This window comes from Methylobacterium sp. CM6247, from assembly GCF_054817925.1.
Genome location: NZ_JBTXKX010000003.1, coordinates 3,371,057 through 3,385,554, shown reverse-complemented (window position 1 = coordinate 3,385,554; position 14,498 = coordinate 3,371,057). Strand labels below are relative to the sequence as shown.

General features: G+C 69.7%; 14 protein-coding genes. 2 read left to right on the top strand and 12 right to left on the bottom strand.

What is annotated here, in order from left to right:
- Positions 1-381 precede the first annotated feature (381 nt).
- The 12 genes from pufC to ACYQOP_RS16860 form a co-directional block, all read right to left on the bottom strand.
- Positions 382-1,476, bottom strand: coding sequence for a photosynthetic reaction center cytochrome PufC (gene pufC, locus ACYQOP_RS16915; protein ID WP_461223151.1), 1,095 nt, complete (start codon positions 1,474-1,476; stop codon positions 382-384).
- Complete coding sequence (gene pufM, locus ACYQOP_RS16910) at positions 1,473-2,450, bottom strand: photosynthetic reaction center subunit M (protein ID WP_056425355.1); 978 nt, start codon at positions 2,448-2,450, stop codon at positions 1,473-1,475. The genes pufC and pufM overlap by 4 nt, the downstream gene beginning before the upstream one ends.
- A 73-nt stretch (positions 2,451-2,523) precedes the next feature.
- Positions 2,524-3,348, bottom strand: coding sequence for a photosynthetic reaction center subunit L (gene pufL, locus ACYQOP_RS16905; protein ID WP_311273828.1), 825 nt, complete (start codon positions 3,346-3,348; stop codon positions 2,524-2,526).
- Positions 3,349-3,616: 268 nt separating this feature from the next.
- Positions 3,617-3,805, bottom strand: coding sequence for a light-harvesting antenna LH1, alpha subunit (pufA, locus tag ACYQOP_RS16900; RefSeq protein ID WP_018043293.1), 189 nt, complete (start codon positions 3,803-3,805; stop codon positions 3,617-3,619).
- A gap of 14 nt (positions 3,806-3,819) precedes the next feature.
- Complete coding sequence (pufB, locus tag ACYQOP_RS16895) at positions 3,820-4,047, bottom strand: light-harvesting antenna LH1, beta subunit (protein ID WP_018043292.1); 228 nt, start codon at positions 4,045-4,047, stop codon at positions 3,820-3,822.
- Between the two features lie 170 nt (positions 4,048-4,217).
- Complete coding sequence (locus ACYQOP_RS16890; protein WP_461225360.1) at positions 4,218-4,469, bottom strand: hypothetical protein; 252 nt, start codon at positions 4,467-4,469, stop codon at positions 4,218-4,220.
- 122 nt (positions 4,470-4,591) lie between these two features.
- Positions 4,592-6,058, bottom strand: coding sequence for a chlorophyllide a reductase subunit Z (bchZ, locus tag ACYQOP_RS16885; RefSeq protein ID WP_461223150.1), 1,467 nt, complete (start codon positions 6,056-6,058; stop codon positions 4,592-4,594).
- Positions 6,058-7,635: a chlorophyllide a reductase subunit Y gene (bchY, locus tag ACYQOP_RS16880; protein WP_461223149.1), complete on the bottom strand. Its 1,578-nt coding sequence runs from the start codon at positions 7,633-7,635 to the stop codon at positions 6,058-6,060. Before bchY ends, bchZ begins: the two co-directional genes overlap by 1 nt.
- Positions 7,636-7,640: 5 nt before the next feature.
- On the bottom strand, positions 7,641-8,627 hold the full coding sequence (locus ACYQOP_RS16875) for a chlorophyllide a reductase iron protein subunit X (RefSeq protein ID WP_461223148.1): 987 nt from the start codon (positions 8,625-8,627) through the stop codon (positions 7,641-7,643).
- A complete protein-coding gene (bchC, locus tag ACYQOP_RS16870; protein ID WP_461223147.1) occupies positions 8,624-9,559 on the bottom strand; it encodes a chlorophyll synthesis pathway protein BchC in 936 nt (311 codons plus the stop codon). Before bchC ends, ACYQOP_RS16875 begins: the two co-directional genes overlap by 4 nt.
- 100 nt (positions 9,560-9,659) lie before the next feature.
- Positions 9,660-10,841 (bottom strand): methyltransferase, encoded by a 1,182-nt coding sequence (locus ACYQOP_RS16865; RefSeq protein ID WP_461225358.1) that lies wholly within the window; start codon positions 10,839-10,841, stop codon positions 9,660-9,662.
- A gap of 150 nt (positions 10,842-10,991) precedes the next feature.
- Positions 10,992-11,861: a polyprenyl synthetase family protein gene (locus tag ACYQOP_RS16860; RefSeq protein WP_419953722.1), complete on the bottom strand. Its 870-nt coding sequence runs from the start codon at positions 11,859-11,861 to the stop codon at positions 10,992-10,994.
- A gap of 86 nt (positions 11,862-11,947) precedes the next feature.
- Between ACYQOP_RS16860 and crtD the strand changes: the two genes are divergently transcribed.
- Both crtD and ACYQOP_RS16850 read left to right on the top strand, forming a co-directional pair.
- Positions 11,948-13,498 (top strand): 1-hydroxycarotenoid 3,4-desaturase CrtD, encoded by a 1,551-nt coding sequence (gene crtD, locus ACYQOP_RS16855; RefSeq protein WP_461223146.1) that lies wholly within the window; start codon positions 11,948-11,950, stop codon positions 13,496-13,498.
- The gene (locus ACYQOP_RS16850; protein ID WP_461223144.1) at positions 13,456-14,355 is read left to right on the top strand and encodes a carotenoid 1,2-hydratase; all 900 of its coding nucleotides are present in this window, start codon (positions 13,456-13,458) and stop codon (positions 14,353-14,355) included. Before crtD ends, ACYQOP_RS16850 begins: the two co-directional genes overlap by 43 nt.
- The last annotated feature ends 143 nt before the right edge of the window (positions 14,356-14,498 follow it).

The following is a 14,498-nucleotide window of genomic DNA, read 5'->3' as shown; positions in this document are numbered from 1 at the left end:
GGGGCGACTCCGGACGTGGCTCCACCGGACGCGCCCGCTCACCCTCGGCTGCCGCCTCGCCGCGCCGACGACAGGGTCGTCGCGGCCCTCTCCCCGCGTGTGGGGAGAGGGAATGCGCGCCGGCCTTTGGGCCAGGCAGGCATAGGGCACGTCTCTATTTCGAAGAGGCAGTTCCCCTCTCCCCGCCGGGCGGGGAGAGGACGTCGTCCTCCCCTTGTTGGGAGGCGACGTGAGCCCGGCAGGGCGAGGGTGAGGGGGTCTCTCCGGGTATGGCTTCTCCGGACGCGCCCCCTCACCCTCGGCTGCCGCCTCGCCGCGCCGACGACGGGGTCGTCGCGGCCCTCTCCCCGCATGCGGGGAGAGGAGAATGCGCACCGATCCCTATTGTGGCGCTGGGGTCGGCGCCGGTTCTGCGGGTATGGGATCCGCTGCGCTCGCCGTCTCGGTGGATTTGGCCAGTTCGGGATAGGGCCCGATGACCTGAGCGCCGTTGAGGGGCTTGCTCTGGCCGTTGTGGCAGGTGGTGCAATTCACCTTCGGCACGTCGCCGAGTTCCCCGAGGCGGGCGGTGGGGAAGGTCGAAGTCAGCGGCTCGAGGTAATTGCCGTTGATGTCCCGCACCATGCGGATGCCGTGCCAGGCGGTGGTGCGCTGGGGCGTGCTCTGCGACCAGTTCGAGATCGCCCTTGTGTTGTGGCAGAAGGTGCAATTGACCCCGAGGCCCTCCGACATGTGGATCATCAGGCCGTAGGTCTTCTCGGCGTCCTGGATCGGCTTGCCCTTGGTGGTGGGAAGCGCCGTGGTCGCATTCACCCGGATGGCGTTGTTGTCGATGGTCTTGTCGGCGAGGTACTCGGTCAGCGTGTCGTAGGGCAGCGAGGCGAGGCCCACCGAGGCCTTGGCCAGATTCTGCCCGTTGTTGCGGGCGATGAAGCCGCCGGGGCGGTTCGGGCCGGGATCGGTGAACCAGACATGGGCCGGCACCGGCTGGCCGCGGTGGCAGGTGAAGCAGGTGACGCCCGTGCCCCCCACATGGTTGTCCTTCCAGCTTTCGTTGATGTGCTGGGTCATCTGCAGCATCCGGCGGGCGACCTTCTTCTGGTAGAGGCTGTCGTCGGCCATGTTCTCGGTGTTGTGGCAGTAGGTGCAGCCCTGTTCGGGACTGACCCATTCGGTCATCGAGACCATCAGGCGGTTGAACTCGTTGACGCTGACGTTCTTGAGAACCTGGACGTTTTCGTAGGTGGCGCCGGCGAGTTCCTCGCCGGGCTCGGCCGGGTCGGCCGGCGCCGGCGCGACATTGGCCGCCTTCGTCTCGGCCGCCCCGGCGCGGGTATGGATCTGGTCCATCGCCGTGCCGCGAAAGCCGCTTTGCTGAACCGCCAGGGGCGGCCGGTCCCAGTCGGTCAGGCCGACCATCGCGATGGTGAGGAAGAAGGCGATCGAGCCAGCGAGGACAGTGAAAAACGTCTTCATGGGACCGCCCCCGGCATGCTCAAGGGATCGACGACCGGCGCATAGACCTGCGGATAGGACGGGGCGACGCCGTGCTTGACCGCCCAGAGATACCAATTGTCGACCACCGTGCCGGTGAGCAGGATGCCGATGCCGCCGGTGAGGGTGGTCAGCACCGCGAACCACCAGGCCCAGCGGTGGACCGATTCCATCGTGGCGTTGAAGCCCATGGTCCAGCGCCAGAACAGGGCGGCGCGCTCGGTGGCGGTGCCGCGATCGACGATCTGGTCGATCTCGCGCTCGCCGCCGAAGCGGCTCACCGCCAGGATGGTCGCCCCATGCATCGCGAAGAGCAGCGTCGACCCGTAGAGGAAGACGATCGAGAGCATGTGGAACGGGTTGTAGAAGAGGTTGCCGTAGCGGAGCGAGAAGGCGGCGGTCCAGTCGAGATGCGGGAAGATGCCGAAGGGCACCGCCTCGCTCCACGACCCCATCAGGATCGGCCGGATGAAGCCGAGGACGAGGAACAGCCAGATCGCGGAGGCGAAGGCCCAGGGCACGTGGGTACCGAGGCCGAGCGCCCGGGCGCGGCGATAGAGCCGCACCCACCACAGCAGGATCGAGGCGGTGAGGAAGAAGCCGGCGATCAGCCACCATCCGCCCTCCTGCAGCGGCGGCAGAATTTTGAGCCCGTATTGCGGTCGCGGCGGCTCCAGGGCGAGCCAGGGCAATTGGCGCACGAACTGGACCGGGTCCCAGTTCACAGAGGCCCACATGTTGAGGCCGACGATCTCGAAGGCGATGAGGAAGCACACGCCCGAGAGGGCGCCGAGATAGCCGATATAGATCGGGCCGACCTGGGCGTTGCCGAACAGGCCGAACAGGTAACTGTGGAACGGCGTGCCCCAGCGCCGGTCGACATCGACGGGAACGCCGAGTTCCGGAATGGTGGAGCGGACTTGGACCTCGGTGAAGATGTTCTGATAGTAGGCCATGGTCGTCGTGCCCCGCTCAGCAGGTTTCGCAGGATTGGTCACCGGTTTCGCGTCGTGAATTCTGCGGCGCTCGTCAGCGCCAGACCGGGAGATTGAGCCACCAGCCCCACCATTCCGGCCAGCCACGGGTCCAGAACGGGCCGCTGATGATGATGCAGACCGCGCTCCAGAAGCCCGCCGAGAGGGCGAGGAACAGGCCGAGCCGGTGGATGCCGAGCGTGCCGATCGAGTAGCCGATCGTGTCGCGGAAGAAGGTGTCCTCGTGCTCGGGGGTCTTCACCACCTGGCCCTTGCCCGGATTGGTGGCGGAGAGGATCAGGGCGCCGTGCAGGGACAGGGCGAAGGTCGTCGTGAAGAAGAACGACACCGCCAGCATGTGCGCCGGATTGTAGTGGAAGTGCAGGTACTGGTAGCCGGTGTTCGAGACCCAATCGAGATGGGAGAGGATGCCGTAGGGGAAGCCGTGGCCCCAGGCGCCCATCAGGAACGGCCGGATCACCACCAGCGAGACATAGGCGAAGATCGCCACCGAGAAGGCGAAGGGCACGTGGTAGCCGATGCCGAGCTTGCGGCAGATCTCGACCTCGCGCAGGGCCCAGGAGACGAACGACCCGATGGCGCAGAAGGTGATGATCTGCCAGAGGCCGCCCTCCTTGAGGGGGGCGAGCGCCAGCCCGTATTTGAGGTCGGGCGGCGCGATGTTGATCTGCCAGATGTTCCAGGTCGGCCCGAGGGCCGCGCCGTAGACGATCAGCGCGGTGCCGAGCACCGAGAAGAACAAAGTGGTGACACCGAAGAACCCGACATAGAACGGCCCGACCCAGAAATCGAACAGGTCTCCGCCGAGCAGCGTGCCGCCGCGGACGCGGTATTTTCGTTCGAAACTCAGCATCGCCATCGCGAATACCTCCCGGCTTCACAGGTCACGATTCTTGATGGATGGGCGCATCCGTCAGGGTGCGCGTCGTCCCCCTCCCCCTTGTGGGGAAGGGGCCAGGGGTGGGGGTGGCGCCGCCAGCCTCCGCAGTAGGAAGGTCGCCCGACCACCCCCACCTCCAACTCCTCCCCACACCCATCTCGGGCTTGCCCGATATGGGCACCTGACATGCGGGTCTCGGGCGAGCCCGAGACCCGGAGGGGGAGGAGGGTGATCCCGGCCCGCCCGGTCAGGCGGGCATCGTCGGCAGGACCAGCGTCTGCGCATTGGCGGCGCGCGGGGCCTTGGGGCCTTCCAGCCAGTTGAACCGGTCGGTGCTGAGCAGGATGAAGTGGATCAGCAGCGCCAGGATGAACAGGAAGGTGAAGAGCGCCACCAGCGTGCGGCGCGGATCGAAGAGAAGCCAGACCTTGTGCATGGGTGCGATCCTCCTCAGGAGATCATCGAGACGAGGCCGTGCGCGGCGCTCGTGACGGTGTCGAGGGCGGCGTAGCCCTTGGGGCCGGGCAGCCACGGGCGCCACATCCAGACGAGGATATGCGCGACCACGGCGATGGCCGTGAAGATGATGAAGCTCGTCAGGAAGATCGCGTGGAACTCCTTGGCTTCGGGTTCGGTCAGCCCGGACAGGCTGCTCGCCTTCTCGATTCCACTGGACATGATGTGAGCCTCCGCTTTCGTCTGGCCGGGCGTGCTCCACGCGCGGCGGGTGAGGTCGCGGGGGCCGGCAGCGGCGCTCGCGACGGTCGTTCCCCCCTCGTCGGACGGGAGGTCGTTCGGGTTCCGGATCGGGCGGGCATCGGCCCGGGGCGATCCGGCCCCGGAAAGCGTCAGCCCATGAAGACGAAGGGGATCGCCGACTCGGCCATGGCCTTGGCCTCGCCGAAGACCGAGCGCCGGGCGATGAGTCCGTGGCCCGCCGGAGCCCGGGCCGGGACGAGGCGCTGGAGCGCCGCCGCCGCGAGGAAGAACGGGTAGGTCGCCACCAGGAGGAGGCGGAACTGCAGCGCGTGCCGCTGCAGGCGCGTCATCGGACGCGACGGGGCGGGACGCGAAAGGGACTGGCGGGACGGCATGGTCATCGACTGCATGGCGGAAATCTCCTGTCCACGATCCGCGGCGGTCGGCCTCGCGAGAAGGCCGGTCCTCGACGGAAACGGCGCCGCGCCGCTCCAGCCGGAAAGAGGGTGTGGGGCGGGGGCGCTCATGCCGCCGCTCCGAGGGTGAGGTCCGCATGCGCGCGCTCGACCTCGGCCGGGCCGACGCGGTCCTGCCCGGCATTCCGGGTCGCCCGTTCGGCGGCGTCGCGCAGGCGCTTGGCGACCGAGATCCGCACCAGCACCGGATGGGCCTCGACGAGGTCGTCGAGGAGGGTGCGGGCGGCCTCGTCCCAGGGCAGTTCGCGGTGGATCCGGGCCGGCGTCGCCTCGACCCGGTCCATGTCGCGGGCGAGCGGCAGGATGTGGAAGAGCATGTCGAACAGGGCGTTGCAGACCTCCTGGATGAGGTAGGTCGCGCCCGAGAAGCCCATAAACGGCGTGCCGGTATGGCGGCGGATGATGGCGCCGGGGAAGGAGGCCGGCACGAACACCGCCCGCGATCCGCATTCGGCCGCGTACATGCGCTCGTTGAACGAGCCGAACAGGACGAGGGGCGGGTTGGCCTTGATCGCGTCCCGCACCGCCGCGTTGTCGGTCTTGGCGCCGGGCCGGCGCGAGATCGCGAAGGTGCAGGGAAGCCCCATCTCGTCTTCGAGGAAGCGGCGGACGCCCCGCGCATAGGTGTCGGAGGCGACGATGCCGAAGCTCGCGGTGCCGAAGAAGTCCTGGGTCACGGAGCGCCACAGGTCCCAGACCGGCTTGATCGTGGTGTGGCGCTCGCGCTCGATGAAGGGCTCCGGATCGAGGCCGAGGATCTCGCCGAGCTTGCGCAGGAACCGGGTGGTGGCGTGAAGCCCGATCGGCGCCTGCAGGTAGGGCCGCTCGAGGGCTTCGCAGAGCAGGCGGCCGAACTCGCGGTAGAGGCAGATATTGGCATCCGCGTTCACGAGTTTCGGCACGTCGGCGAGATGCGAGCCGAGCGGAAAGGCGAGGTTCACCTCGGCCCCGATCCCCTCCACGAGGCGGCGGATCTCGGCGAGATCCGAGGGCATGTTGAAGGTGCCGTAGGCCGGGCCGATGATGTTGACGCGGGGGCGCTCCCCCTCCTTGCGGGGAGGCCGGGCCGGGATGCCCTTCTTGGCGAATTTCCGTGTTCCGTATTCCTGCCAGAGCCAGGACATCGCCCGGTCGGCGGTCTGCCACTGGTCCTCGTCGATGGTGCGCGGCAGGAAGCGCTGGAGGTTGGTGCCCTCCGGGGTCACGCCGCCGCCGATCATCTCGGCGATGGAGCCGGTGACGACCACGCTCGGCATGCCCGGATCGAGGGTGGCATGGGCCCGCTTCATCGCGGCCTCGGTGCCGTGGCGGCCGAGTTCCTCCTCGGCGAGGCCGGTGACCACGATGGGCAATTCGTGCGGCGGCAGCGCGTCGGTGTAGTGGAGCACCGAGGTGACCGGCAGGTTCTCGCAGCCGACGGGACCGTCGATGACGACCTGCAAACCCTTAATGGCGGTGAAGACGTAGACGGCGCCCCAATAGCCGCCGGCCCGGTCGTGATCGAGGACGAGCATCAGGCCATCTCCCCGATCGGGTTATGGGAGGGTTTTCCGCGCGTCGCCGAGGCGACGTTCTGGCGGATTGTCGGCACGTCTTCCCAGATCCCGGCGGCATGGCCCTCGCCGACCCCGTCGAAGAAGTCCCGCATGGCGTCGAACCGGTGGCGGTTGCCGAGCGCCGTGTTGATGACCTTGGCGAGCGACCCGGCGCCGGCGACGCCCATGAGCGGGCGGGCCGAGATCAGGTTGGTGAAGTAGAGGGCGGGGATCGCCCGCTCCTTGGCCGCCTGCACCACCGGCGTGGTGCCGATGGCGAGGTCCGGGCGGAACTCGCGCATGGCGGAGAGGTCGTCCTCCAGCGAGGCGCGGAAGCGCACCATGACGCCGCGTGATTCCAGCCAGTCGCGGTCGGCCTCCGAATAGGGCGTGCGCGGGCAGGCGGTGCCGACGTAGCGCAGGTCCGCGCCGCTCTCGACGAGGAGCCGGCCCACCAGCAGTTCAGACCCCTCGTAGCCCGAGAGCGTGATCCGGCCCTTGATCGGCGCGGCGGCCAGCGCCCCCTGGATCATCGGCAGGAGCCGGTTCTTGGCGGCCTCCACAATGACGCGCGGTACGGCGCAGGCCTCGCCGATCCGGTCGAGCCAATCGGCGGTGCCGTCATGGCCGACGGGGGCGGAGCCGACGATGGGGCGGCCGGCGAGTTCGAATTCGCGGATCGAGGCGGTGTAGAACGGGTGGATCGCCGCCACCGCCGCGCAGTCGAGGGCCGCGTAGAGTTCGCGCCATTCGCGGGTCGGCACCACGGGGCCGGCGCTGAGGCCGAGGGGCTCGAGCAGGCCGCCGATCACCACCGGGTCGGCCGGGAACATCTCGCCGAGCAGCGTCACGCTGGGGCGCTCGGAGCGGCCGAGGCGCGGGGCCTGGACCGGGCCCTGCTCGGCCTCGGCCCGGGCGAATTTCAGCATGGCCCCGGCCAGCACGTCCTTGGCTTCCGCATGGGTCGGCACGCCGAAGCCCGGCACGTCGATGCCGATGATGCGGACCCCGTCGATCTCTTTCGGGAGAAGACGCAGCGGCACGCCGGAGGCGGTGGGGACGCAGAGGTTGATGACGACGACCGCGTCGTAATCGGCGGGTCTCGCTGTCTCGAACACCGCCTCGCGGATATCCTCGAACAGCTTGCCGGTGACGAGGGTTTCGGAATTGAAGGGCACGTAGCCGACGCTGCGCTTGGCCCCGTAGAAATGCGAGGTGAAGGTGAGCCCGTAGACGCAGCAGGCCGAGCCCGACAGGATTGTCGCCGTGCGCCGCATGCGCAGGCCGACGCGCAAGCTGCCAAAGGCCGGGCACATGCTCTGGGGCTGGTCGTGCGGCCCCTGCGGGTAGTCCTTTCGGAGTTGCTCCAGCGTCTCCGACATCCCGGCGGCTTCGGCGGCCGCCCGCATCGCGTCCTTGCCGGAATGGCAGCCGAGCCCGTCGGTCTTGGTGGCGGCGAGGTTCACCGCCTCCGCAGGCAGCGCGGCGGGAGCCAGGGTCGAGGCGGGGCGCTCCTTGCGGGCGCGCAGATCGGCGATGTCGAGGGAGACGGCCATGCGCGTCAGACCTCGTCGTAGACGACTTCGAGGGACGGCTTCACGACCAGGGCCGTGCCGCACATATCCTCGAAGGTGGCGGGGACCAGGGTGACGCCGCGGCCCACGGCCTCGCCCTTGAACAGGCCGAGCAACCCGTCCTGGGAGAGCGGCGTCGGGTGGTTGGCCGCGGCGTCGTGGACGTTCTGGGCCAGATCCGCGAAGAGCGAGCCCCATCGGCTCTCGGGCCGGCCGATGATTTCGTAATTCGCGCTCTTCTTGCGGATATCGTCATCGGCCGGGATCGAGGCCAGGACCGGGATGCCAACGGCGGCGGCGAAGGCCTGGGCCTCGCCGGTGCCGTCGTCCTTGTTGATGACGAGGCCGCCCACACCCACGTTGCCGCCGAGCTTGCGGAAGTATTCCACCGCCGAGCAGACGTTGTTGGCCACATACAACGATTGAAGATCGTTCGAGCCGACGACGATGACCTTCTGGCACATGTCGCGGGCGATCGGCAGGCCGAAGCCGCCGCAGACCACGTCGCCGAGGAAGTCGAGCAGGACGTAGTCGAAGCCCCATTCGTGGAAGCCGAGCTTCTCCAGCAGTTCGAAACCGTGGATGATGCCGCGCCCGCCGCAGCCGCGCCCGACTTCCGGGCCGCCGAGCTCCATGGCGTAGACGCCGTCGCGCTTGAAGCAGACATCGCCGATGGCGACCTGCTCGCCGGCGAGTTTCTTCTTGGTGGAGGTCTCGATGATGGTCGGGCAGGCGCGGCCGCCGAACAGGAGCGAGGTGGTGTCGCTCTTCGGGTCGCAGCCGATGAGCAGGACCTTCTTGCCCTGCTGGGCCATCATGTAGCTGAGATTGGCCAGCGTGAACGACTTGCCGATGCCGCCCTTGCCGTAGATCGCGATGATCTGCGTCTCCTTGGTGGCGGAGACGGGGGCCGCATCCGGCTCGATGGCGGCTTCGGCGCACAGGAGTGCGGCTCCGTTCAGCTGCATGTTCATGAAGCGGCTCTCCAATCGAGGATCATCTTCAGGCATTCGGGCTCACCGAACGCCGTGCGATAGGCAGACGGCGCGTGCGCCGCCGTTTCGCGATGGGTGATCAGCCCGTCGAGGGAGAGACGCCCCCCTTCGATCAGGGTCAGAACCGCGGCGAGATCGTCCGGCCGCCACTGGGCGGCGACGCGGATGCGGGCCTCGCGCAGGAAGGCGGGCGGGAAGGCGAAGGAGAGCGGCGCCTCGTAGAAACCGGCGAGCACGATCTCGCCGCCGGGCCTGAGCCGCCCGATCAGCGTGTCGAGGATCGCGGCGTCGCCGCTGACATCGGTGATGGAGCCGTAATCGCGGGTCTCGTCCGCATCGGGATGCAGGACCTCGTAGCCCTGCGCGCCCGTGGCCCGCACCGCGTTCGTTTCCCACACCACCGGCTCGCCGCCGGCGATCCGTGTGAGGCGGGCGAGAAGCCGCCCGAGCACCCCGTGACCGACGATGAGCGAGCGGCCTTCGGGACGCGCGTGGAGTGCATGGTAGGCGGTGGCCGCGAGGGCGATCAGGATTCCGTGTTCGCGCAGATCCGCATCGATGGGAACGAGGCGCGCGCCTTCGCTCACCAGGCGCGAGGCCGCGCCGCCGAACAGGCCGCGCACCGGGCCGAAGCAGCGGGCGCCGGGCACGAAGACCCGCTGCCCGACGGCGAGGCCGGAGGCGGGGCCGGCTTCCACCACCTCTCCCACCGATTCGTAGCCGGGGACCAGCGGATAGCCCATGCCAGGAAAGGGCGGCATCCGGCCCGTCCAGAGCAGGCGCTCGGTGCCGGTGCTGATGCCGCTCCACAAGGTCTCGACCACCGCGTCGGCCGGGCCCGGAGCATCCAGGGCGAGTTCGGCGAGCGACAGCTGTTCGGGGCGTTCGAAGAGGACGGCGAGCGCGTGCATTGTGGTCGACCCTCCCCTGTTTCTTGCCTCGACCCGATGGAGACGGGTTCAGACCATGTTCGATGTGTCATCCTAGATTGACACTTTTATTCGTCAAGTCTTACTTACGCTGCAGCGTGTCAATTCGTCTGGACACCAGCAGGCGGGTCAGGAGCGTGCGCCGCGTCGGGATCTCGCGGCACTCGCGAAATCCGGCCTCGTGGAGAAGCGCGGTCAGCTCGGCGGGGCGGCGGCAGCGGCCGCTTCCCATCGCCAGCAGGTAGAAGCCGAAATAGGCGTCGGTGACCGGCTCGGCCCCCGCCGTCCCGGCCATCGGCTCGGCGATCAGGAGCGTGCCGCCATCGCCGAGCGCGTCGTAGGCGGCGCGCAGGAGCAGGCGGACGGTGTCGTCGTCATGGTCGTGGACGACCCGGACGAGGGAGATGGCGTCGGCGCCCTTCGGCAGGGGCGCGGTGCGGAAACTGCCGCCCTGGGCTTCGGCGCGGTGGGACAGGCCCTCGGCCGCGAAACGCTCCGTGGCGCGGGCGGCCACCGCCGGCAGGTCGAACAGCCGGACGGCGAGGCCGGGCGTCGCCCGCATGACCGTGCGGAGGAAAGCCCCCTCGCCGCCCCCCACATCCATCAGCAGGCGGTGCCGGTGCATCGGATAGGCATCGAGGATGTCCTCGGCGATGAGGGATTGGGAGGCGGCCATGAGGGTCGAGTAGTCCGCCACCGCCTCGGCCGGGATCGCCGTGTCGCCGGCCGCGCCCGCATAGGGCCAGTAGGCGGCGAGGCGGCTCGTGCCCCCCTCCTCGCGCAGGAGCGCCACCGGGTCACGCAGATCCTCGTAGAGGAGCGCGTGGTGCTCGATCATCGCGGCGATGGACGGGTTGCCGATCAGCGCCGCGCCGAGATCGGCCAGGGCGAAGCGCCCGTCGGGCAGGCGCCGCAGCAGGTGGAGCGAGGCGGCGGCGTCCAGCAGGCGAAGCGCCCGTTCCGGCCGCAGGCAGGTCCGCTCGGCCAGGGCCTCGAGCCCGAGCGGGCCGGGGGCGAGGATGGCGAACAGGTCGAGCCTGATGCAGGCGAACAGGGTCTGCGAATAGACGAAGCCGGCGCAGAGATCGAACAGCGCGCGGGTGTTGCGCCGCGCGATCCCCCGCGTGAGGGGGAAGGCGGCGGCCCAGCGCTGGAAGGCCGGATTGGCGATGGTGCGGTTGCGGAAGGCGAGCCAGCGCTCGCGCAAAGGCAGGGCGCGCTGTCGCCCTCCCCCCTCTGCGGGGGAGGGTGGCCCTCGCGTCAGCGAGGGTCGGGAGAGGGGAGCGCCATCTCCGGAGAGGTCGCCCCCTCTCCCGCCTGCTCCGCAGGCACCCTCCCCCGCAGAGGGGGGAGGGTTCATGATCGGCGTTGCGTCAGGCGCGGAATCGGCCCGCAACATCGGGGCAAGCCCCGCTCACGCCAATTCCCGCGCGAGGCTCGCCGGCAGGAACAGGCGCGTCTGCGCCTCGATCTCGGCGCGGAGTTCGTCGGCGCCGGGGCAGGCGGGGATCACCTCCACGGCTTCCCGCACGAGGCGCTTGAGCCGCGAGAGCGCCCCGGCCATGCCGAGCAGGGCGGCGGCGTTGGGCCGGCCCAACGTGGCGTCGCGGCCCACCGGCTTGCCGACCTCCTCCTGGCGGCAGGCGACGTCGCGCAGGTCGTCGGCGACCTGATAGGCCTCGCCGAGGCATTCCCCAAGGAGCCGCCACGGCAGCGCCTGTGCGCCTGCCGCCGCCGCGCCGGTGACGGTGGCCGCCGCAAACAGCGCGCCGGTCTTGGCCTGCTGGTACTCGGTGAGCCCCACATGCCGCTCCGATTCCCAGGCCTGCCCGGCGGCGATGCCATTGGGTGATCCCGCCGCGCGGGCGACGAGGCCGACGAGGGCGGCGAGCCGGGCCGGCGAGCGCGCAGCACCCCGCGCCAGGGTCTCGAAGGCCGAGACGATGAGCGCATCCCCGGTCAGCACCGCCAGGGGCTCGCCGAAGGCGGCATGGACCGAGGGTTTCTGCCGCCGCATCGGCGCATCGTCGAAACAGGGCAGGTCGTCATGGACCAGGGAGGCGCAGTGGAGGAGTTCGATCGCCGCCGCCGCCGCGTCGGAGGCCGCCGGATCGTCGTCGCCGCAGGCTTTCGCCACCGAGAGGCAGAGGCGCGGGCGGATGCGGTGGCCGCCGGGAAAGACCGCGTAGCGGATGGCTTCCGCCAGGAGCGGCGGCGCGCCGGGCGCCTCCGCATGGGCGACGGCAGCGTCGAGAGCCTGCTCGATCCGACGGTTGGCATCCATGGCGCCACTCCCTGGTGTCTTTTCGTATTGCCATTGCAAAGTGTCAGATATTATTGACATTCGTCAAGGCAGAAACAGGTGACACAGTGGCGGCGCAGCGGGTTGCGGTGATCGGAGCGGGAATCGGCGGGCTGGTGGCGGCCCTGCGCCTCGCCCATGCGGGGCTCGACGTCACCGTGCTGGAGCGCGCGACCGCGCCCGGTGGCAAGATGCGCAGCGTCGCGGCGGACGGGGCACGGGTGGAGGCCGGCCCCACCGTCTTCACCATGCGCTGGGTCTTCGAGGAGATCTTTTCGGAGTGCGGCGCCGACCTGTCGGATCGCGTGAGGCTGAGCCCGGCCTCCATCCTCGCCCGCCATGCCTGGGGGGCGGACCAGCGCCTCGACCTGTTCGCCGATCCCGAGGAATCGGCGGCGACGATCCGCGCCTTTGCCGGCCCCCGCGAGGAGGACGGCTATCGCCGCTTCCGTGCCCGCGCGGCGGAGGTCTACGGCACGCTGGAAGGGCCGTTCATCCGGGGCGAGCGGCCGAGCCCGGTCGATCTCGGCCGCCGCGTCGGCCTGTCGGGGCTCGGCGGCTTGCTGCGCATCCAGCCCTTCACCACCCTGTGGGGGGCGCTGGGCGAATACTTTCGCGATCCGCGCCTGCGCCAGTTGTTCGGGCGCTACGCCACCTATTGCGGCTCCTCGCCCTTCGAGGCCCCGGCGACGCTGATGCTGGTGGCGCATGTGGAGAGCCAGGGCGTCTGGCATGTGGAGGGCGGTCTCAGTCGCCTCGCCGCGATCATGGCCGAACTGGCGCAGGAGAACGGCGCCCGCATCCGCTATCGCGCCGAGGTGGCCGCCATCGCGGTGGAGAACGGGCGCGGCATCGTCGGTGTCGACCTCGCCGATGGCGAGCGGATCGCGGCCGATCTCGTGGTGGCCAATGCCGATGCGGCGGCCCTCGGCGCGGGCCTGTTCGGCGTGCGTGCGGCGCGGGCCGTGGAGGCGGTGCCGCCGAAAGCCCGCTCCCTCTCGGCGGTGACGCTCTGCGCGAAGGCCCGAACCTCGGGCTTCCCGCTGGTGCGGCACAACGTGTTCTTTTCGGGCAATTACGCCGCCGAGTTCGCGGAGCTCCGCGCCGGCCGGCTTCCCGATGATCCCACAATCTATGTCTGCGCGCAGGACCGCGCCGACGACGATTCGGCCCTCGACCGACCCGAGCGCCTGCTTTGCCTCGTCAACGCCCCGGCCCTCGGCCGGGAGCGCCCCCTCGCCCCTACGGAGATCGCCACATGCGAGACCAACCTACGTCGCAAGCTGACGGAATGCGGGCTGACGATCGAGGCGACGCCCGGGACGGTGATTACCGATCCGGCGGGGTTCGAGCGGCTGTTTCCGGCGACGGGGGGCGCCCTCTACGGCCGGGCCTCGCACGGCTGGATGGCCTCGTTCAAGCGTCCGGGCGCCAGGACGGCGCTGCCGGGGCTGTATCTCGCGGGGGGCAGCGTCCATCCGGGGCCGGGGGTGCCGATGGCGGCGCAATCGGGGCGGATCGCGGCGGACAGCCTGCTGGCCGATCTCGCCGCGAAGGGCCGCGCTTCGACACGCCGGTGGTCCGGGACGGTTACGTCTGGTGGTATGTCGACGCCCTGAGCGAGGACGGGCGCCAGGGGCTCACGATCATCGCCTTCATCGGCAGCGTGTTCTCGCCCTATTACGCCCTGGACCTCAGCCGCGACCCGTTCAACCACTGCACCATGAACGTCGTGCTCTACGGGGAGCGCGCCAACCGCTTCTGCATGACCGAGCGCGGCCGGGACGCCCTGAGCCGGGACGCGTCGCAGATCCGGATCGGCCCGAGCGGTCTCGCCTGGGACGGGACCACCCTCACCATCACCCTCGACGAGGTGACGGCGCCGATCCCCTCGCGGGTGCGCGGCACGATCCGCCTGCGCCCCAACGGCTTCACGCGGGACACCTTCACCCTCGACGCGGAGGGCCGGCACCGCTGGTGGCCGATGGCGCCCTCCTCCCCCGTAGAGGTGACCCTCGACGCCCCGAGCCTGACCTGGCGCGGCACCGCCTATTTCGACACCAACCATGGTGACACCGCCCTCGGCCGGGATTTTCGCGACTGGACCTGGTGCCGGGCCGATCTGAAGGACGGGTCGGCGATCCTCTACGACGTGCGCCGCCGCGACGGCAGCACCCAGAACCTGTCCCTGCGCTTTGCCGCCGACGGTACCCGCCGCGACATCCGCCCGCCGCTCCCCGCCGCTTTGCCGCCGACGCGGTTCTGGCGCATGCCCCGCGCCACCCGCAGCGACGACGGGGCGTCCACGGTGGTCCGCACCTTCGAGGACACCCCGTTCTACGCCCGCTCGCTCCTCGCCTCGACCCTCGACGGCGAACCCGTACGCCCGGTCCACGAGAGCCTGTCCCTCGACCGATTCCGCAACCCGCTGGTGCAGTTCATGCTGCCGTTCCGGATGCCGCGGCGGGCGGGGTGATGGGGGGCTGTGACGCTTCTGCGGCGTGTTGGCCTCAAAATGCGAAGCTCACTCTTCAGCGGGATCGACTTTCGAACCTACGGAATGCAAATGTTCGCTTCGAAACCGCGAGGGTAGCCATGAAACAGAAAAATCGAGTTGAG

Coding starts and splice junctions, on each gene's coding strand:
- bchY (WP_461223149.1), bottom strand. CDS start 7,635: ATGGCCGTCTCCCTCGACATCGCCGATCTGCGCGCCCGCAAGGAGCGC.
- ACYQOP_RS16875 (WP_461223148.1), bottom strand. CDS start 8,627: ATGAACATGCAGCTGAACGGAGCCGCACTCCTGTGCGCCGAAGCCGCC.
- pufB (WP_018043292.1), bottom strand. CDS start 4,047: ATGTCCAGTGGAATCGAGAAGGCGAGCAGCCTGTCCGGGCTGACCGAA.
- ACYQOP_RS16890 (WP_461225360.1), bottom strand. CDS start 4,469: ATGACCATGCCGTCCCGCCAGTCCCTTTCGCGTCCCGCCCCGTCGCGT.
- pufC (WP_461223151.1), bottom strand. CDS start 1,476: ATGAAGACGTTTTTCACTGTCCTCGCTGGCTCGATCGCCTTCTTCCTC.
- ACYQOP_RS16860 (WP_419953722.1), bottom strand. CDS start 11,861: ATGGATGCCAACCGTCGGATCGAGCAGGCTCTCGACGCTGCCGTCGCC.
- pufM (WP_056425355.1), bottom strand. CDS start 2,450: ATGGCCTACTATCAGAACATCTTCACCGAGGTCCAAGTCCGCTCCACC.
- pufL (WP_311273828.1), bottom strand. CDS start 3,348: ATGGCGATGCTGAGTTTCGAACGAAAATACCGCGTCCGCGGCGGCACG.
- bchC (WP_461223147.1), bottom strand. CDS start 9,559: ATGCACGCGCTCGCCGTCCTCTTCGAACGCCCCGAACAGCTGTCGCTC.
- bchZ (WP_461223150.1), bottom strand. CDS start 6,058: ATGCTCGTCCTCGATCACGACCGGGCCGGCGGCTATTGGGGCGCCGTC.
- pufA (WP_018043293.1), bottom strand. CDS start 3,805: ATGCACAAGGTCTGGCTTCTCTTCGATCCGCGCCGCACGCTGGTGGCG.